The organism is Saccharothrix espanaensis DSM 44229, assembly GCF_000328705.1.
In the GTDB taxonomy this organism is placed as follows: domain Bacteria; phylum Actinomycetota; class Actinomycetes; order Mycobacteriales; family Pseudonocardiaceae; genus Actinosynnema; species Actinosynnema espanaense.
Genome location: NC_019673.1, coordinates 4,271,363 through 4,289,203 on the forward strand (window position 1 = coordinate 4,271,363; position 17,841 = coordinate 4,289,203).

General features: G+C 72.0%; 16 protein-coding genes. 2 read left to right on the forward strand and 14 right to left on the reverse strand.

What is annotated here, in order from left to right; genetic code table 11:
- Positions 1 to 231 precede the first annotated feature (231 nt).
- Complete coding sequence (locus tag BN6_RS18925; RefSeq protein WP_015101312.1) at positions 232 to 1,410, forward strand: cytochrome P450; 1,179 nt, start codon at positions 232 to 234, stop codon at positions 1,408 to 1,410.
- Positions 1,411 to 1,540: 130 nt separating this feature from the next.
- On the opposite strand, the gene BN6_RS18930 is transcribed toward BN6_RS18925, so the two are convergent.
- The 10 genes from BN6_RS18930 to BN6_RS18975 all read right to left on the reverse strand — a co-directional run bounded on the left by BN6_RS18930 (position 1,541) and on the right by BN6_RS18975 (position 11,012).
- On the reverse strand, positions 1,541 to 2,725 hold the full coding sequence (locus BN6_RS18930; RefSeq protein WP_015101313.1) for an acyl-CoA dehydrogenase family protein: 1,185 nt from the start codon (positions 2,723 to 2,725) through the stop codon (positions 1,541 to 1,543).
- Between the two features lie 149 nt (positions 2,726 to 2,874).
- The gene (locus BN6_RS18935) at positions 2,875 to 4,074 is read right to left on the reverse strand and encodes a cytochrome P450 (RefSeq protein WP_015101314.1); all 1,200 of its coding nucleotides are present in this window, start codon (positions 4,072 to 4,074) and stop codon (positions 2,875 to 2,877) included.
- A gap of 122 nt (positions 4,075 to 4,196) precedes the next feature.
- Positions 4,197 to 5,201: a dihydrolipoamide acetyltransferase family protein gene (locus tag BN6_RS18940; RefSeq protein ID WP_015101315.1), complete on the reverse strand. Its 1,005-nt coding sequence runs from the start codon at positions 5,199 to 5,201 to the stop codon at positions 4,197 to 4,199.
- Positions 5,202 to 5,204: 3 nt separating this feature from the next.
- Positions 5,205 to 6,179: an alpha-ketoacid dehydrogenase subunit beta gene (locus tag BN6_RS18945; RefSeq protein ID WP_015101316.1), complete on the reverse strand. Its 975-nt coding sequence runs from the start codon at positions 6,177 to 6,179 to the stop codon at positions 5,205 to 5,207.
- Positions 6,176 to 7,309 carry a thiamine pyrophosphate-dependent dehydrogenase E1 component subunit alpha gene (locus BN6_RS18950; RefSeq protein WP_015101317.1) on the reverse strand — a complete coding sequence of 378 codons (1,134 nt, stop codon included), beginning with the start codon at positions 7,307 to 7,309 and terminating at the stop codon, positions 6,176 to 6,178. The genes BN6_RS18945 and BN6_RS18950 overlap by 4 nt, the downstream gene beginning before the upstream one ends.
- A 124-nt stretch (positions 7,310 to 7,433) precedes the next feature.
- Positions 7,434 to 7,682, reverse strand: a complete 249-nt coding sequence (locus tag BN6_RS18955; RefSeq protein WP_015101318.1) for a hypothetical protein — start codon at positions 7,680 to 7,682, stop codon at positions 7,434 to 7,436.
- Positions 7,679 to 7,963, reverse strand: a complete 285-nt coding sequence (locus tag BN6_RS18960; protein ID WP_015101319.1) for a chorismate mutase — start codon at positions 7,961 to 7,963, stop codon at positions 7,679 to 7,681. Before BN6_RS18960 ends, BN6_RS18955 begins: the two co-directional genes overlap by 4 nt.
- Before the next feature lie 226 nt (positions 7,964 to 8,189).
- Positions 8,190 to 8,618: an SgcJ/EcaC family oxidoreductase gene (locus BN6_RS18965; protein ID WP_015101320.1), complete on the reverse strand. Its 429-nt coding sequence runs from the start codon at positions 8,616 to 8,618 to the stop codon at positions 8,190 to 8,192.
- A gap of 204 nt (positions 8,619 to 8,822) precedes the next feature.
- Entirely contained in the window at positions 8,823 to 10,466 is a 1,644-nt protein-coding gene (locus BN6_RS18970; RefSeq protein ID WP_015101321.1) for an FAD-dependent oxidoreductase, read from the reverse strand.
- Positions 10,467 to 10,481: 15 nt separating this feature from the next.
- A complete protein-coding gene (locus tag BN6_RS18975) occupies positions 10,482 to 11,012 on the reverse strand; it encodes a DUF5987 family protein (RefSeq protein WP_051076002.1) in 531 nt (176 codons plus the stop codon).
- Positions 11,013 to 11,712: 700 nt separating this feature from the next.
- Between BN6_RS18975 and BN6_RS18980 the strand changes: the two genes are divergently transcribed.
- Positions 11,713 to 12,444, forward strand: a complete 732-nt coding sequence (locus BN6_RS18980; protein ID WP_173430530.1) for a helix-turn-helix transcriptional regulator — start codon at positions 11,713 to 11,715, stop codon at positions 12,442 to 12,444.
- 81 nt (positions 12,445 to 12,525) lie between these two features.
- Here the strand turns inward: BN6_RS18980 and BN6_RS18985 are convergent, their stop codons facing one another.
- From BN6_RS18985 to BN6_RS19000, 4 genes are read right to left on the reverse strand one after another with little or no spacing between them, the layout of a single operon-like run.
- On the reverse strand, positions 12,526 to 13,890 hold the full coding sequence (locus BN6_RS18985; RefSeq protein ID WP_015101324.1) for a cytochrome P450: 1,365 nt from the start codon (positions 13,888 to 13,890) through the stop codon (positions 12,526 to 12,528).
- A complete protein-coding gene (locus BN6_RS18990; RefSeq protein ID WP_015101325.1) occupies positions 13,887 to 14,894 on the reverse strand; it encodes a hypothetical protein in 1,008 nt (335 codons plus the stop codon). Before BN6_RS18990 ends, BN6_RS18985 begins: the two co-directional genes overlap by 4 nt.
- A gap of 1 nt (position 14,895) precedes the next feature.
- Entirely contained in the window at positions 14,896 to 16,857 is a 1,962-nt protein-coding gene (locus tag BN6_RS18995) for a CRTAC1 family protein (protein ID WP_015101326.1), read from the reverse strand.
- A complete protein-coding gene (locus tag BN6_RS19000; RefSeq protein ID WP_015101327.1) occupies positions 16,854 to 17,834 on the reverse strand; it encodes a DUF1702 family protein in 981 nt (326 codons plus the stop codon). The genes BN6_RS18995 and BN6_RS19000 overlap by 4 nt, the downstream gene beginning before the upstream one ends.
- Between the last annotated feature and the right edge of the window lie 7 nt (positions 17,835 to 17,841).

Here is a 17,841-nt window from a genome sequence, read left to right on the forward strand (position 1 = left end):
GCTGGGCACGGCACTGTCCACTCCGGACCGACTGGTCCGCAGCGGCTGCTCCTCCCGGGTGTCGTCGCACCTCCGGAATGCTTCCAGCGGCCCGGTGACCGGCGCATCTTCCAGCGTGCGCGGAATCCGCCGAAGGACCGCAAACACGGAGGTGCCGCGCGGCGCGGGACGCGGAAGGGTGGCGGGAGGGAACGACGTCGCGCGGATCCGAGACGCACCGAAGGAGTCCCGATGGACCTGGAGTACAACCCCCTGGACTATGACGTGCAGGAGGACCCCTACCCCTACTACGCCCGGCTGCGGGCGGAAGCGCCGGTGTACTACAACGAGAAGCTGGACTTCTTCGCGCTGTCCCGGCACGCCGACGTCGCGCCCGCGCTGCGCGACTCCGACCGGTTCTCCAACGAGAACGGCCCGCTGATGGAGCGCGAGTACTGGAAGCCGGACTCGGCCCGGCACCACTCCATCGTCGCGATGGACCCGCCCGACCACGCGCGGTGGCGGCGGCTGATCTCGGGCAGCTTCTCGCCGCGCGCGATCGGCCGGCTGGAGGTGCAGGTCCGCGAGCTGTCCCGGCTGGCCGTCGAGGCCGCCGTGGAGCGCGGCACGTTCGACGTGATGCAGGACGTGATCTACCCGATCCCGATGGACGCGCTGGGCATCGTCGTCGGCGTGCCCAAGGCCGACCGGCCCGAGGTGCAGCGGCTGCTGGAGGGCACCGTGCACCGCGAGGACGGCGCGACCACCATCGGACCGGCCCAGATGCAGGCGTTCCAGGCGCTGAGCGGGTACTACGCCGAACTGGTCGAGGAGCGCCGCAAGCAACCCGCCGAGGACCTGATCTCGGACCTGCTGGCCTCGGAGATCGACGGTAAGCCGCTGGAGACGCAGGACGTCCTGGCGTTCCTGCACCTGCTCGGCGGGGCCAGCACGGTCACCACCATCGACCTGATCGGCAACGCCTGGTACTGGGCCTGGCGCAACCCCGACCAGCAGCAGGCGGCGCTGGCCGGCGACGTCAACGGCTGGGTCGAGGAGACCCTGCGCTACGACTCGCCGGTGCAGATGGTGATCCGCAAGTCCAAGGTTGACCTGGAGCTGCACGGGGTGCAGATCCCGGCCGGCGCGCAGGTGCTCATGCTGATGGGCGCGGCGAACCGCGACTCGGCGGAGTTCCCCGGCGCGGACGAGTTCGACCTGACCCGGGACGCGAGCCAGCTGCTCAGCTTCAGCCGCGGCCCGCACCTGTGCCTGGGCAACCTGATGGGCCGCCGGGTGGCTCGGATCGTGCTGGAGGAACTGGTGAACCGGGTGGCGGACTACGACCTCGACCCGGACGGGCTGGTGCGCGTGCACCGCAGCACGGTCCGCGGCTTCCGCAAGCTGCCCACGGTCATCACCCTGCGCTGACACCACCACGACCGACCGCCCGCCGCACCGCCCCAGGCGCTGCGGCGGGCGGCGTTCGCGCGCGGAACCCTCGCGAACGCACGGCAGTGCGGTCCGGGCGGGGGAGCCCGGACCGCACTGGGGTTTCGGATCAGATGTAGAGGGTGTTCGGCGGCAGGCCGCACAGCACGCGGCCGTACAGCTCGGCGTTGGTGTTCGGGTGCATCAGGGCGTGCAGGTTCACCGCCTCCACATCGCGGTGGATGCGCTGGATCGGCACGTCGCTGTAGATCGAGGACCCGCCGCTGGCCGTGGCGAAGATGTCCACGGCCTCCTTGGCGCGCTTGCACACCGCGCCCAGGTCGGCACGGGCCAGCGCCCGGTCCTCGATCGTCCACGGTGTCCCGTCGACGCCCTTGGCGTCCACCAGGTCGGCCAGCCGGTGGGCGTGGAACTGCGCCTCGTCCACCTTCATCACCGCCTCCGCGACCTGCAGGTGGGTGATCGGCGCGGCACGCTGGTCGTCGTAGTCGGTGTAGGTGATCTTGCGGCCGGGCAGGCGCTCGAAGAACGCCTCCTGCGCGGCCTTGGCCAGCCCGACCACGGTCCCGACCGACGACGCGGCGGCGACCGGCAGCAGGGGAGCGCGGTAGATCGGGGTGTCGGCGTTGGCCGCCGACGCGTGGCTGCCCTGGAGCACCGCGCCCAGCGGCAGGACGCGTTCCCGCGGCACGAAGACGTTCTCCGCGATGGTGCTGACGCTGCCGGTGCCCTTGAGGCCGGTGGTGTGCCAGTCGTCGACGATCTTCAGGTCGGACATCGGCACCAGCGCCATGATCGGGGCCGGCTCGCCGTCGGGGTCCAGCAGGATCGCGATGATCTCCTGCCACTGGCTGTGCCACGCCCCGGTGATGAAGCCCCACTTGCCGTTGACGACGATGCCGCCGTCGGTCGGGGTGGCCGTCGCGGTCGGGCTCAGCGTGCCGCACACCCGGGCGTCCGGGGTGGCGAACACCTCGTCCTGCACGGCGTCCGGGAACAGGCACGTCATCCACGTCGGGATCCAGTACACCGAGGCGGTCCACGACGCCGAGCCGTCCGCGCGGCCGAGTTCGGTGGCCACCTCGACCAGGGTGCGGGTGTCGGCCTCGTAGCCGCCGTAGCGCTGGGGGACCCGCAGCCGGAACACGCCGGCGTCGGCCAGGGCGTCGACGGACTTGTCGTGCAGCCTCCGGTTCTCCTCGGACCAGGCGGCGTTCTCGCGGAGCAGCGGCACCAGGTCCGCCGCACGGCCGACGAGGTCCTCCTTCGTCGGAATCTCGCTGGTCAACACCATTTCCTCCCTTGGGGAGCTCGGATGGGGGACTGTGGCCGTTCCGGCGCTCGCCGCCCGAAGGACCTCCCGACCTTCCCACTCGCACCGCCGCCGTCGCATCTCCCTGGTTGCGGAGGCCGGCTCGCGGAGGTCGGTTCGCCGCACCGGGTTCATCCCCAGCGCAGCCGCAGCTCGTCCAGCGACCAGATCATGGTGGCCCGCTCCTGTGGCGCCTTGGCGAGCTCGTAGTCGGGGATCAGCCGGTGCCACTCCTGGAGGAGCAGCGCCATCTCCTGACGGGCCAGGTGCGCGCCCAGGCAGGTGTGCCGGCCCGCGCCGAACGACAGGTGCCGCGCGCCCCGCCGGTCCAGGTCGACCTCGGTGGCGTGGCGGTAGGCCCGTTCGTCCCGCCCGGCGGCCGCCAGCGAGAACACCGCGACGTCGCCGGCGCGCACCGGGCAGCCCTGGAACTCGGCGTCCCGGGTGGCCTTGCGGGTCGGCGTGGCGATCGGGTAGACCCGCATGCCCTCCTCGACCATCCCCGGCACCAGCGACGGGTCGCGCACCAGCCGCAGCCGGTCGTCCGGGTGGGTGGCCAGGTGGAACGCCGTCCACGTCAGCTGGCTCGCGGTCGTCTCCAGCGCCGCGCCGAGCACCGTCATCAGGCAGTTCACCAGGTCCTCGTCCGACGGCGGCACCCCGTCGATCCGCCAGCACGCCGCAGCGGCCACGATGTCGGTGCGCGCCGGGTCGGGGTGCCGCCGGCAGCGCTCCAGCAGCTCGCCGAGGTAACCGGTCATCTCGGCGGCGGCGGTCTGCTGCGTCTTCCTGGCCTGCTCGGGGTCGTCGCCGCGGAAGTGCAGCCCGTCGGTCCACTCCAGGAACCGCCCCACGTCCTCCGGGGCGACGCCCATGATCGGCAGGAACGCCGCCGAGGTGAACACCTTCGCCACGTCGGCCAGGAAGTCGCACTCGCCGCGCGGTCGGACACCGTCCACTGTGGACGCGGCGAGCCGGCGCTGGTCGTCTCGCATGGCGCGGACCCGGCCGGGGGTGAACCACGCGGCGAGCAGTCGCCGCCAGGCGGTGTGCCGGTCGCCGTCGAGCTGGATGGGCACCATGACCCGGTCCGGCTCGGGTTCGAACGGGAACACCGCGGAACTGGACCACAGATCGGCTTGGCGCAGTCCGTCGGCGACGGCGTCGTGGTCGGTGAACACCCGGTAGCCCTGCGCGTCCTCGGTGTGCAGGGCGGGTCGCGCGTGCGCCCGGTGCTCGTCCATCTCCTCGAAGGCGGTCATGGCGGGCGCCGGCGGGCGCAAGGTCGTGTAGTCGCGGACCGGGCAGGTGGCCTGTTCCGTAGCCTCCACTTGGCGTCTCCTCCTCGCTCCCCCTGATCAACGCTAGGCCGGCCCCTGCGGCGTCGGCATATGCGATCGTGTGGTTTGAACGGTCGTCCACGACCGTTCGGAGCAGCCGGAGAACCGGGGGATCAGCCCAGGTCGGAGGGAGATTCCAGGTCGGAGCCGACAGCGGAGAGGAACCGGGAGGCCAGTTCGCCGTCGATCACCCGGTGGTCGAAGGAGAGGGCGAGCGTGACCACCTGGCGCAGCGCGAGCCGGCCCTCGTGCGCCCACGGCCGTTCGGCGATGCGGCCCAGCGCGAGGATCACCGTCTCGCCCGGCACCAGGATCGGCGTGCCGGCGTCGGTGCCGAAGATCCCGGGATTGCTGATGGTCAGGGTGCCGCCGACGAGTTCGTGCGGCTCGGTGGTGCCCTCACGCGCGCGCCCGACCAGGTCCGACAAGGCGCGCGCCAGTTCGGGCAGGGACAGGGTGTGCGCGTCCTTCACGTTGGGCACCAACAACCCCCGGTCGGTCGCCACGCCCACCCCGAGGTGCACCGGGCGCTTCAGCACGATCTCGCCGGTGTCGTCGTCCCACGACGCGTTCACCTCGCGGTGGTCGGCCACCGCCCGCACGACGGCCCGTGCCACCAGCAACAGCGGCGACACCCGGACGTCGGCGAACTCGGGCCGTTCGCGCAACTCCCGCACCAACTCCATCGTGGGCGTCACGTCGACCTGCAACCACGTCGTCACGTGCGGGGCGGTGAACGCGGACTTGACCATCGCGGCGGCCGTCCGGGCGCGGACCCCGGTGGCGTGCACCCGTTCCTCGTCCACGACGGCCTTGCGCCGACGCCGCACGGGCCGGGACTCCTTGACGCCGTAACCGACCAGCAACGGGTCGCCACCGACGTCCACGGTGAGCAGCGGCGCGCCGACGTCGACCGTCGTCCCTTCCCCGTGCAGCACCTCGACCACCGTGCCTTCCATCGGCGACGGCAGTTCGACCAGCGCTTTCGCCGTCTCGACCTCGACCACCACCTGGTCGACCGCGACGACGTCGCCCGGTTCCACCCGCCACGCCACCACCACGGCCTCGGTGAGGCCCTCGCCGACGTCCGGGAGCCGGAACTGCCTCTGCTCACCCACTCGTCACCACCGGAAGGTTCGGTCGACCGCGTCCAGGATCCGGTCGAGATCGGGGAGGTAGTGCTCCTCCAAGCGCGACGGGGGATAGGGCACGGCGAACCCGCCCACCCGCAGCACCGGCGCGGACAGCACGCCGAAGCACCGCTCGGTGACGCGTGCCGCCAACTCCGCGCCGTAACCGCCGAACACCGGAGCCTCGTGGACCACCACGCACCGCCCCGTGGACCGCACCGCCGCGACCACGGTCTCCTCGTCCAACGGGTTCAGCGACCGCAGGTCCACCACCTGGATCGACCGCTCCTCGTCCGCCTCGGCGGCCAGCAGGCACGTCGACACGCTCGGCCCGTAGGTCAACAACGTCACGTCGGTGCCGTCGCGCACCACCGTCGCCCGGTCGACGCCGGCGTCCACGGGCTCGTCGAGCGTGACGGGACCCTTGTCCCAGTAGCGCCGCTTGGGTTCGAAGAACACCACCGGGTCCGGGCAGTCCACCGCGCGCCGCACCATGGCGTACGCGTCGGCGGGGTTGGAGCAGGTGACCACCCGCAGGCCGCCGGTGTGCGTGAAGTACGCCTCGGGCGACTCGCCGTGGTGCTCGGCCGCGCCGATGCCGCCGCCGTACGGGATGCGGATCACCACCGGCAGCTCCAGCCGGCCGCGCGACCGCGACCGCATCTTGGCCAGCTGCGAGGTGATCTGGCTGAACGCCGGGAACACGAACCCGTCGAACTGGATCTCGCACACCGGGCGGAACCCGCGCAGCGCCAACCCGATCGCCGTGCCGACGATGCCCGACTCGCCCAGCGGGGTGTCGACCACCCGGTCCGGGCCGAACTCGCCCTGCAGGCCGTCGGTCACCCGGAAGACGCCGCCCAGCGCGCCGACGTCCTCGCCCATCACCAGCACCGAGGGGTCGTCGGCCAGCGCGCGGCGCAGCCCCTCGTTGATGGCCTTGCCCAACCCGATGGCGGCGGTCACCGCTGGTCCTCGAAGGTGTCGAGGTAGGCCAGGTAGTCCGCGCGCTCGGCGGCCACGGCCGGGTGCTCGGCGGCGTAGGTGTTGTCCCAGATGGACTCCACGGCGGGCTCCGGCAGCGCGATCACCCGCCGGCGCAGGTCGGCCGCGACGTCGTCGGCCTCGGTGTCGACCGCGGCGAAGAAGTCCCGGTCGGCGAACCGGCTCCGGGTCAGGTAGGCGCGGACGCGGTGGATCGGGTCCTTGCGCCGCCACCGCTCGACCTCGGCCGCCGACCGGTAGCGGGTCGGGTCGTCGGTCGTGGTGTGGCCGCCCATCCGGTAGGTGAACGCCTCCACCAGCGACGGCCCGCCGCCCGCGCGCGCCCGGTCCATGGCCTGCCGGGTCACCGCGAGGCACGCCAGCACGTCGTTGCCGTCGACCCGCACGCCGGGGAAGCCGAACCCGTCCGCGCGGCGGCGCAACGGGATCGCCGACTGCGTGCGCACGTGCTCGGAGATCGCGTACTGGTTGTTCTGGCAGAAGAACACGATCGGGGCGTGCTGCGCGCTCGCCCAGACGAACGCCTCGTTCACGTCGCCCTGGCTCATCGCGCCGTCACCGAAGTACGCGATCACCGCGTCCCGTCCGCTGTCCCGGTTCACGCCCATCGCGTACCCGGTGGCGTGCAGGGCGTGCGCGCCGATGACGATCGTGTAGAGGTGGAAGTTGTGCCGACGCGGGTCCCAGCCCATGTGGTAGACGCCGCGGAAGTGGCCCAGCACCTCGGCCATGTCGACGCCCCGGCACCACGCCACGCCGTGCTCGCGGTAGGTGGGGAACGCCATGTCGCCCGGCGCGAGCGCCCGGCCGGAGCCGACCTGCGCGGCCTCCTGGCCCGCCAGCGACGCCCACACCGCGAGTTCGCCCTGCCGGGCCAGCGCCAGCGCCTGGGTGTCGACCCGGCGCACCACGACCAGGTCGCGGTACAGGTCGGCGATCGCGGAATCGCTGATGTCCAAGGGGAAGTCGGGGTGTTCGACACGCTCGCCGGACGGGGTGAGCAGCTGCACGGGGTCGGGCTCGTCGCCCGCGGTGTCGGGGGCGCGGCCGGATCGCGTCGCGGAGCGCCCGGTGGCGGGGACGATGGTCATGGAGTAACTCCACTTCGGTCGCGGAGCCGCCGTGCGCTCGGGCGGACGTTCCCAGCCTGGCACCGGCGGAATCGGCCGCGCACCTCCGACATTGCGGCTGATCCCGCAACCCGGGAGATGGCTTTCAGGCGAGCCCGAACAGCTCGCGCAGGGCGTCGGCGAGGTCCGTCCCGCCCGCTTGCTCGACGCGGGACGCGGGCAGGCGGAGCAGGTGGTCCACGACCCGTTGCACGGTCGCCTCCAGCTCTTCGCGCAGCGGGCCGTCCACGGTGGGCAGCCGGCCGCGCAACCGCGCCAGCTCGGCTTCCACGACGGTGGCGGCCCGCGCGCGCAGCGCCGTGACCTCGGGTGCCCTGCCGATGGTCGCGGTCACGACGCACCACGCCGCCCGGCCGAACCCATGGACCGGTTGCGGGACAACGCGAGCAGGACCAGCGCGAGTCGGTGACCCTCGTGGCCGAGCGCGCCGAACCGGGCGACGACGTCGAGTTCGTCCTTGAGCACCGCGCGGGTGCCGCCGGCCTGGAGTCGCGCGTCGGCCAGACTCGCCGCGGAGTCGACGCGTGCGGTCACCAGGCGGACGATCTCGCCGTCCAGCCGGTCGATCTCCTCGCGCAGCGGTGGCACTGCGCCACCAGGTGCCGGCTCGTCCACGGTGCCGCGCCTCCTCTGCGGTGAGAGGTTCTCCGGGCTCCTGACGCCCGGAGACCATCGTCACACCCGCACCGGGCCGCCGGCATCCTCTGCCGTGCTGGATCGGCCCCTGCGTGCGGCATCCGGCCCCGCACAGCGGAAAGGCCGTCCACCTCGGCGGTGGGCGGCCTTCCGGTCGTGGTTCGCGGTCGGGCGTCGGCGGTCGGGTCAGGTGCTGTCGGTCGGGTCAGGTGTTGGCGGGGCTGTTCTGGTAGGTGGCCAGCCGCCACTCGCCGTCCTGCTTGACGACCACCCAGGAGCCGCGGATCGCGCGCTCGGCGGTGACCTCGGTGTCGCCGGGCGCGAGGACGCCGCCCTCGGTCACCAGGATGCCGAAGTCCGGGCCGAACAGGCGCAGGTCCAGCGGGGTGCCGGCCACCGTGGTACCCCGGTACGGGCCCTCGAACGCGGCGGCCATGAACTCGCGGATCTCGTTGCGCCCCTTGCGGTACAGGCCGGGCAGGATCATCACGCCGTCCTCGGTGAACAGGTCCGCGATGGCGCTCGCGTCGTGCAGCGCCCAGCCCGCGATCATCCGCTGGGGCAGTGCCGCGATGGCGGCCTGGTCGGCCTTGCTCGGTCCGGTGTGGACGGTCATGCGCTGGTCGGTCGTCATGCCTCTCCTCGGTTCCTGGTCGTCGGGCCGACTCCGCCGACCCGTCCGGCGGACGCGCCGGGCTGCCGTGGTGCTCACCGTCGACCCTCCCGCTCGGGCCCGACCGGCGCATCTCCTGGCTTGCTCGGATCGCGCCGGTCCCGGTCGGTCCCGGTCGGTCCCGGTCAGACGCGGTCGGTCCCGGTCAGTCCCGGTCGGTCGCGGTCAGTCGCGGACGAGCTGGGCGACGGCGCGCCGCCCGGAGGTCCCGCCGTCGGGGGAGGGCGCGCCGTAGCTCACGTCCACGCCCCGGTCGCGCAGCGCCGCGACGATGCCGGGGATCGCCCGCTCGGCCAGCGCGGCGATGGTGAGCGCGGGGTTCACCGTGACCGCGCCGGGCACCGCCGAGCCGTCGGTGACGAAGATGCCGGGGTGGCCGCGCAGCTCGTGCCGGTCGTCCAGCGCGGAGGTCTGCGGGTCGTCACCGATCCGGCAGGACGCCAGCGGGTGCACGGTGTACGCGCCGACGACGTCGTTGGTCCACGGCATGACCTTGGACAGCCCGTCGCGCTCCAGGATGTCCTTCACCGCCGCGTCGGACTGCCGCCAGCCGGACAGGGTGTTCTCGGTGGGCCGGTAGGAGATGGGCCCGCGGCCGAGCATCTGCTGGGAGATCCGCACGGCGTTGCCTGTGGGCGGCGGCGGGCCGAACACGCCCTCGTTGTCGTCCTCGGTCATCGCGAAGATGGTCAGCCACGACTGCCACTGCTCGACGATCCGCTTCTTCTCGGTGCCGAACCAGGTCGGCCCGGTCGCGTCCGGGACCTGCGCCAGGATGGTGCCGAACCCGGGCGGGAAGTAGAGCTGCTCCAGGCAGAACCGGGAGAACTCCGGGCTCGCCGGGTCGAGGTTGTCCCAGCTCGCCACGCACGGGCCCTTGCCGATCTGGTTGGCCGCGTAGGCCAGGCCCTCCGCGCGGCTCAGGCCGAGCAGGCGCAGGGCCTTGTCCTCGTCGATGATCGCGGTGTTGAGCCGCTCGCCGTTGCCGGAGAAGTACCGGCCGACGGCGTGCGGCATCGGGCCCAGGGTCGGCTCGGAGCGCTGGAGGATGACCGGCGTCGCGCCCGCCCCCGCCGCCAGGACGACCACCTTGGCGTCGATCGACCCGCTGCCCACGCTCATCCGGTAGTCGACGTCGTGGATGACGTTGTAGTCCACCCGGTAGCCGCCGTCGTCGGTGCGGCCGAGCCGCTGCACCTCGTGCAGGGGGCGGATCCGCGCGCCGTGCGCGACGGCGGCCGGCAGGTAGTTGAGCAGCAGCGACCGCTTGGCGTCGAACCGGCAGCCGGACATCATCCAGTTGCAGTTGGTGCACTTGTCGCCGTCGATCGCGACCGGCACCGGGTTGGCGGTGCGGCCGGCGTGGTCGCACGCGGCGGCGAACAGCCCGCCCGCGTAGGTCACGTCGTCCCAGCTCTGCCGGGTGACCGGCAGCGCCTCGCACACCTTGTCGTACCAGGGGTCGAGGGTGTCGCGGGTGACCGCCTCGGGCCACATCCGGCGGCCCAGGCCGCCCTGGCGGTCGAACACGAACCGCGGCGCGCGCGGCATCGCGGCGAAGTAGACCACGCTGCCGCCGCCGACGCAGTTGCCGCCGAGCAGGCTCATCCCGTCGCCCACCACGAAGTCGAAGATCCGGGTGTAGGAGGAGCCGAGCAGGAAGTCGTGCTCGAAGTCCTCGCCCTCCAGCCACGGACCGCGTTCCAGCACGGTGACCTTCGCCCCGCCGGCGGCCAGGTGGTAGGCGGCGATCGCGCCGCCGAACCCGCTGCCGACGATCAGCACGTCGGTGCTCTCGGTGCTCGTCATCGCACACTCCCCTCGTCAGGCCGGGTCGCCGGCCGGCGTCGTGCCCGGGTGGGTCCGCGCCAGCCGCCTGCGGTAGGAGAAGGAGGGGAACCGCCACAGCCCGTCGGCGTCCGGCTCGGCGAACCGCATGGCGCGCAGCCCGGGGTGGCCCGCCGCCATCGCCTCGGCGGTGTGCAGGTGCGCGCCGGTGTCGAACGCCATGTTGCTGAACAGCGCCAGCGCCACCCAGCCGTCCTTCTCCGGGTGGCCCGGCGCGACCAGTTCCGCGACGAGCCCGGTGCGCTGCGCGAACGGCAGTGCGACGAACGGCGGAACGGTCCCGTCCAGTGCCGTCCCGGTCCGGTCGGCGTAGTCCCGGGCGTGGTTGTTGAGCAGTTCGGACAGGCTGTCCAGCCCGTCCACGACGCCGGCCGCGGGCGTCTCCAACAATGCGATCGCGCCCGCTTCCACGGCCCCGCCGCTGGTGGCCGCACCCGCGACGGCGCGATCCTCCGGCGACCGTTTCGCGCCCGGGACGATCGTGTCCGCGAATGCCTCCAGGGTCATGGTGCGGACGGCGCGATCCGCTGCGGTGTCCGATTCCACGGCAGGTCCTCTCTCCGAGCGGGAATTGTCGGCGGGCGGCGCGGGCGGCCGCGTCCTGCGGGGCCGTTTCGCTCTGCGGCGGGCTCGCCCGAACGTTCGTCCCATGGTCTCCCGGAGGATCCGGTGTGCGCTTCTCCGAGGGTGCCGTGATCTGCCGTGATCAGCCGGGCCGGGCCGGGTGCGGACCCCCGAAGGACTGGCGGGGGCAGGTCCGGTGCGGCTGGATGCAGCACCGCGCTGCGGCCGACGGGGGTAAGGCGGCTGATCGGACAAATGAGCCGCGGCGGGCCGGCGGGCGATCATATTATGCCCTCCCGGGGTACTCCGTATTGACCGTCCGCGATCGTTTCAAACATCGTTTTGATGATCTTGTGGAGATCCCTCCAACGATCTTGAAAGGCCACGTCAGGGCCTGTCCGGACAGCTTGCGTGGGCTGTTGGCAGGCTGGTAGCTTGCGAAAGAGAACGATTCGAGGGCCTGGGGGCAGTGCTGCTCGGGAAAGCGCGAGAGCGCGCTGGTCATGGTGACTGGGCGAGCTTCCCCACGGTGCCTGGAGTCGGCTTGTCGGTTGCCGGGTAACACTCTGCGCTAGATACCGTGAATGGAGTTCGACTTGTGGTGCAGGTTATCGAACGTGCGGTAGGACAAGTCATCGATTCGATGCACGCGAACATTGGTGAACAATTCACTATAGACGACATGGCGCGGACCGCGAACTACAGCAAGTTTCACTTCTCGCGGGCGTTCCAGCGGGTGACCGGGGTGTCGCCGGGGCGATTCCTGGCGGCTATCCGGTTGCAGGAGGCGAAACGCCTCCTGGTGGCGACTTCACTGACCGTGACCGATATCAGCCATCGGGTCGGCTACACCAGCGTGGGCACTTTCAGCTCGCGCTTCCGGAGCAGTGTCGGGGTGTCACCGACGACCTTCCGGCAATCCGGCGGTTTCACCCGGCACATCCCGATGGCCCGACGCGCCGTGGACGCGCGGACGGCCGTCGTGCAGGGTGAGATCTCGGCCCCGGCCGGGCCGCCCGGCCTGCTGTTCATCGGCCTGTTCCAGGACGGGATCCCGCAGGGGGCGCCGATCCGGTGCACCGTGCTGCGCCGCCCGGGGTCCTACCTGCTCAGCTGCGTGCCGCCCGGCACGTGGCACCTGCTGGCCCAGTCCGTCGCGCTGGGGCGCGAGTCGATGCTGGGGGACGGCCCGTTCGCGCACGACCTGGCGCTGTCGGTGGCGTCGCACGGCCCGGTCACCATCCGGCCCGGCCGGCCGGTCGAGCGCGCGGACCTCACCCTCCGCCCGATCTGCAACCTCGACCCGCCGGTCCTGCTGGCGCTGCTGGACGTCCGCACGCACGCCCTGGGCGTGAGCGCCAACGCGAGTGCCTGACCGGGTGGGCGCGAGACGCGACAAGGGGTTGTCCTCCGGAGACGGGAGGGCAACCCCTTGTCACGTCGCGCCGCCGCCCGGTCAGCCGACGGGGTGCGCGGTCACCCGCAGGCCGCCGCGGATCCGCAGTGACAGCATCGGCTCGGGCACCACGTCGCGGCCGGGCACGGACCGCAGGTCCAGCTCGCGCGTGATCATCGCGAGGGTGAACACCGCCTCCATGATCCCGAGGTGGTTGCCCACGCAGAACCGCGGCCCGGCCCCGAACGGCAGGTAGGCGTAGCGCGGCCGGCCGGTCGCGGCGGCGGGGTCGAACCGGTCCGGGTCGAAGCGGTCCGGCCGGTCCCAGAACCCCGGGTGCCGGTGCAGGGTGTACGGGCAGATCAGCACGTCCGCGCCGGCCGGCACGAACCAGTCGCCCACGTGGTCGTCGGCCTGCGCCGCGCGGGGCAGGATCCAGACCGGCGGGAACAGCCGCACCACCTCGTCCACCACCATCGCGGTGTAGCGCAACGCGCGCAGGTCCTCGTAGACCGGCGTGCGGTCGCCGAGCACGGCCCGCGCCTCGGCGCGGACCCGCTCCTTCACCTCGGGGTGCCGGTCGAGCAGGTGGAACGCCCAGCCCAGCGTGCTGGCCGTCGTCTCGTGCCCGGCCAGCATCAACGTCACCAGCTCGTCGTGCAGCCGCCGGTCGCCGACCGCCTCGTCGCGCTCCTCGGCCACCGACGCGAGCACCCGGGACAGCACGTCGTCGCCGTCATGGCCGCCGTGCTCGACCCGCCGGGCCGCGAGCTCCGCCACGACCCGGCGCAGCTCCCGGCGCGCCTTGCGGAAGCGGAGCTGGTGGGGCAGCGGCACCCACATCGGCACCGCGCTCATCGTCACCATCTCGAACATCGCCTGGTCCTGCACGGCCTCGAACGAGTGGCCGATGTGCTCGAACCGGGAGAGGTCCTCCGACAGCAGGGTCCGCCCCAGCACGTCGAGGGTCAGGCCGGTCACCTCCTCGGTGAGGTTGACCGGTGGCCCGCCGATCCCGGCGCGCAGCCGGTCGACCAGCCGGCCCGCCGACTCGGCCACCGCGCCCGCCTGCCGCGCGATCCGCTTGTGCTGGAACGCCGGCTGGGTGGCCCGGCGCTGCTTGCGCCACAGCTCGCCCTCGCTGGTGAGCAGCCCGTCGCCGATCGCGCGGCGGGCGTGCACCAGGCCGATACCCTTGTGGTAGTTGGCCGCGTTGTCGGCGAGCACGTGCTTGGCGTGCTCGGGGTTGTTGAAGAAGTACAGCGTCTTGGGCCCGATGGCCATCCGGACCGCGTCGCCGTACTCCCGCGCCGCCGACGTCATCAACGTCAACCGGTCGCCGGCGAGCTGCTTGAGCAGGCCGAAGGTGGCACTGCGCGGGGGCCCCGGCGGCGTCCGCCGGAGGTAGGTCGCGCTGCGGGTCATGTCCGCACGACCTCGCTGCCCGTGGGCACACCGTTGCGCGACGGGTCCACAGTGGACACCTCGGGCTCGGGCTCCTCGGCGGCCCGCGCCTTCTGCTGCTCCTCGCGTTCGAGCCGCGCGCGTTCCACGATGTGCAGCGCCCACAGGAACCCGCCGCGGATCAGGCACACGATCGCCGTGGCGAAGAAGATGCCGTACGGGATGCTCATGCCCATCAGCACGCCGTACACCGCCGCCACGCCACCGCCGAACGCGATCTGCGACACCGGGCGCGACGGGCTCGTGCCCGGGTCGGTCACCATGTAGTTGGTGAACAGCACGAACGCGACACCGGTCATCATGCCCAGCCCGGCCGGGATCGACACGTCCAGCAGGATCCCGCGGATCACCGCCTGCAGCGCGAACCCGACCAGCCACGCCATGATCAGCCACAGCCGGCCGGTCAGCATCCCGTTGAGCATGGTGCCCGCGGCCACGATGATCACCGGGATCAGCCAGTCGACGAACGTGCCGACGTGCTCGGTGAAGTGGTACGGCGGCGCGATGGACGCCCACGGGAACACCAGCAGGATGATCGTGATGCCGAAGTTCGACGGGTTCATGAAGTGCCGCAACCGGCCGCGCACCGGGGCGCGCAGCACCCACTTCGCGCCCACCGCCACGGTGACGCCGAAGATCATCGCCCACACGTTGTCGTTGACGTAGATCAGCATGTTCATCGCGAGGCTGGTGATGTGCGCCGGGTACAGGAACTCCATCACGCCGCGGAAGCCGTTGCCCGCGAACCGGGGCGGCCGGCCCTCCTGCCGCGCGGCGACCACCTCCAGGAAGATCTCCACGGTGTACCCGGTGGCCAGCGCGATGAACGGCCACAGCCACGGCTGCTCGAACCCCAGGACCGTGTAGCCCAGGATGTTGAAGACGGTGATGGAGATCGCGAACCGGCGCAGCGCGGTGACCACCTTGGGGTCGTGGCGCGGCGGGCTCGGTTTCGTCTCGGCCATGTCACTTCTCCTCGGCCTGGTCACCGAGCTGGAGGTCGTGCCAGCCCGCGGACAGTGTCTGCTCCTGCTCGTGCACGGTCCCGTCGCGGTCGCGCCACTTGACGTGCACGGCGACCGGCCCGGTGGCGTCGCCGAGTCCGAAGTGGACCTCGTGGCTGCGCTTGCCGGAGTGGCCGCTTCCGCCGTCGACCCGGTTGACCTGCTTGTGCCCGTCCGGCGTGGTCACGGTGACCTGCGCGCCGATCGCGGGCGAGCCGGGCTTGCCGCCGTTGCCCGGGTGGGTCAGCCGCAGGCCCAGGAAGCCGCGGTCGGACTCGCCGGTGTTGTGGTAGAAGACCGGGTCCGCCCACTGCCGGGAGACCGCCATGTCGAGCTTGCCGTCGCCGTCCACGTCACCGGTCGCGATGCCGCGGGTGGGCACCGGGACGTCCAGCCCCAGCGACGGCGCGAGGTCGGTGTAGCGCTGTTCGCCGGGGTTCTTGACGAACAGGTGGAACCGCTGGCTGCCGGACACGTCGTCACCGGCGGTCATGTGCGGCCACCACAGCGGGTTCGACAGCAGGGAGTCGTTGGCGGTGGCCAGTTCCTGCAACTGGGGCCAGCGGTTGACCTCGCCCTTGACGAACCCGGTGGCCTGCGCGACCTCCAGCCCGCCGCTGTTGTCGAAGTCGGCGAGCTTCACGTCCCAGCCCCACCCCGACCAGGCCAGGTGCAGCGGCGCGCTCTCGTCCTCCCAGGGCGCGACGCCGCGGTCCAGCTCCTCCTTGACCGCCTTGGTGTCGCCGGAGGTGCTCAGCCACGCGAAGTGGCTCTCCTCGATGCCGAACGAGGTGGTGATGTTGCTGACGAACATGTCGTAGACGCCGTCGCCGTTGAGGTCGCCGAAGTCCACCCCCATGCCCTTGAACGAGTCCTTGCCGACGTTCTTGGACTTCGGCTCGGTCGCCCCGCGCACGCCCTCGACCAGCGCGAACTCGAACCGGCCGGGCGTGGACAGGTTGTGCAGCATCCGGTCCGGGCCGAAGTCGTGCGCCAGGTACAGCTCCGGCAGCAGGTCGCCGTCGACGTCGTTGGAGCTCGACGCCAGCGCCCAGCCCTTCGACGCGTCCTGCGGGATGGCCTTGTCGTCGCGCTCGAAGCTCGCCGACGGGGTGGGCCCCGAGGTGCCGCCGGTCCACCGGAACAGGTAGTCCTCGCCGCCGTTGAACGCCATCGACATCGAGTGGTTCATCTCCACGCCACCGCTCTTGGACGGGTCCAGGACCGGGCCGTGCGGGAAGTAGTTGCCGATGTAGAGGTCGTCGTGGCCGTCGCCGTCGAAGTCCGCGACGGTGGCCGAGTTGGTGTTCCACTCCGGACCGGAGTACCGGCCGCCGCTCGCGCCGGGCACCAGCTCGGTCGGGGTGTAGGACTCGGCGGTCAGACCCTCGGCGCGGTCCTGGTCGCCGTTCGCGGCCAGGTGCAGGATCGGCGTGCGGCCCCACAGGTAGACCAGCAGGTCCATCCGGCCGTCCTCGTTGAAGTCGCCCGGCACGCAGCCCATCGGCGCCATCACGTCGTTGGTCGGCAGCGGGCCCGCACTGAGCGCGAAGGGCTCGTAGCGCGGCTGCTCGCCGGCCTCCGGCGCGGGGGTGACGATCACCTGGTCGATCCGGACGTCGACGAAGCAGAGGTCGTTGGACAGGCCGTCGCCGTCGAGGTCGTTGAGCGCGATGGCCGAGCCGACCGACGAGATCCACGCGTCGATGTGCCGGTAGTCCTGGTTGACCCTGCGCATGGACTGCTGGGTGTAGCCGCCGGGCAGTGCGATCGACTCGGCCGCGAACCCGAAGTGCGCGGCCAGGTCGCGCTTCTCGGCGGCCGAGGAGGTGGGCAGCCGGGCCACCGCGAAGGTGGCGGCGACCAGCACCAGCGCGATGATCCCGGGCAGCTGTTTGCGCAGCCAACCTGCCGTGGTGCTCACCTGCCGACTCCTTCCTGGTGGACGAACTGCCGGGCGATCCGCTGCCGCCAGGTCTCGAACGCGGGCACCGCGCCGTCCACGACGGGCGGTTCGGGGCGCACGTCCTGGGTCACCCGGGCCGCCTTCTCCGGCGTGGTGCCGCAGAACACCTGCGTCGCCACGGCCGTGTGCGGCACCAGCAGGCCCGCCTTGACCCGTGCCTCGGCGGCGAACGCGCTCGCCTGGGCGACCATGGGGGAGTGCCGCCCGGCGCGGTGCCGGAACAGCACGAGCTCGTCCTCGGACTCCCCGCCCGCGTAGGTGGCGGCCAGGCCCGCGCCCGCGTACAGGTCCTCCTGGCGGTCCTCGGGGAACCTGTCGATCAGGTCCGCGACGTGCGGGGCGTCCGTGCCGCCGACGAACCACAGCGCGCGGCCGATGCCCTGGTCCAGCGCGCGGTTGGCGTACGAGCGCGGACCGGCGGCCGGCCACGGGAAGCGCGGGTCGACGTACTGCCGGTGCACGTACTGCTCGGTCTTGAAGTACGCCTGGTGGAAGCCGTAGCCGTCGAGCACCAGCCAGCGCAGCAGCGGGTCGGTCCGCGCCTCGGCGGGCCAGCGGAAGCGGGGCAGCCGGGCCATGCCCCAGCCGATCCCCACGTACACCATGTAGACGTGGTCGGCGGCGCGGCCCTTCAGGAACTCCTCGACGTGCCGACCGCTGCCGAACGGCAGCCCGTCGAGCACCGCGAAGCCCATGCCGGCGCCTTCGTAGGCGAATCCCCGGAACTGCGCCGGGATCGTTTCGAGCCGGTCCTCGGCGTCCCGCGGGTGACGCGCCTCGACGGCGTGCGCGTACCCGGCCAGGAACGTCCGGCCGACGGTCTCCAGTAGTTCCCTGGACGTCTCGTCCTTCACCCGGAACCCGCGTTTGGCCAGCGAGGTCTCGGCGATGTCGGGAGTCAATACTCGGCGCCGCAAGGCGCGCAGTGCACTCACCTTGGTC

What these genes read in the sequence shown, in the direction of transcription:
- BN6_RS18970 (WP_015101321.1), bottom strand. Translation starts at nt 10,466, where the DNA reads ATGACGAGCACCGAGAGCACCGACGTGCTGATCGTCGGCAGCGGGTTC.
- BN6_RS18965 (WP_015101320.1), bottom strand. Translation starts at nt 8,618, where the DNA reads ATGACGACCGACCAGCGCATGACCGTCCACACCGGACCGAGCAAGGCC.
- BN6_RS18975 (WP_051076002.1), bottom strand. Translation starts at nt 11,012, where the DNA reads ATGACCCTGGAGGCATTCGCGGACACGATCGTCCCGGGCGCGAAACGG.
- BN6_RS18990 (WP_015101325.1), bottom strand. Translation starts at nt 14,894, where the DNA reads ATGGCCGAGACGAAACCGAGCCCGCCGCGCCACGACCCCAAGGTGGTC.
- BN6_RS18930 (WP_015101313.1), bottom strand. Translation starts at nt 2,725, where the DNA reads ATGGTGTTGACCAGCGAGATTCCGACGAAGGAGGACCTCGTCGGCCGT.
- BN6_RS18950 (WP_015101317.1), bottom strand. Translation starts at nt 7,309, where the DNA reads ATGACCATCGTCCCCGCCACCGGGCGCTCCGCGACGCGATCCGGCCGC.
- BN6_RS18925 (WP_015101312.1), top strand. Translation starts at nt 232, where the DNA reads ATGGACCTGGAGTACAACCCCCTGGACTATGACGTGCAGGAGGACCCC.
- BN6_RS18980 (WP_173430530.1), top strand. Translation starts at nt 11,713, where the DNA reads ATGCACGCGAACATTGGTGAACAATTCACTATAGACGACATGGCGCGG.
- BN6_RS18985 (WP_015101324.1), bottom strand. Translation starts at nt 13,890, where the DNA reads ATGACCCGCAGCGCGACCTACCTCCGGCGGACGCCGCCGGGGCCCCCG.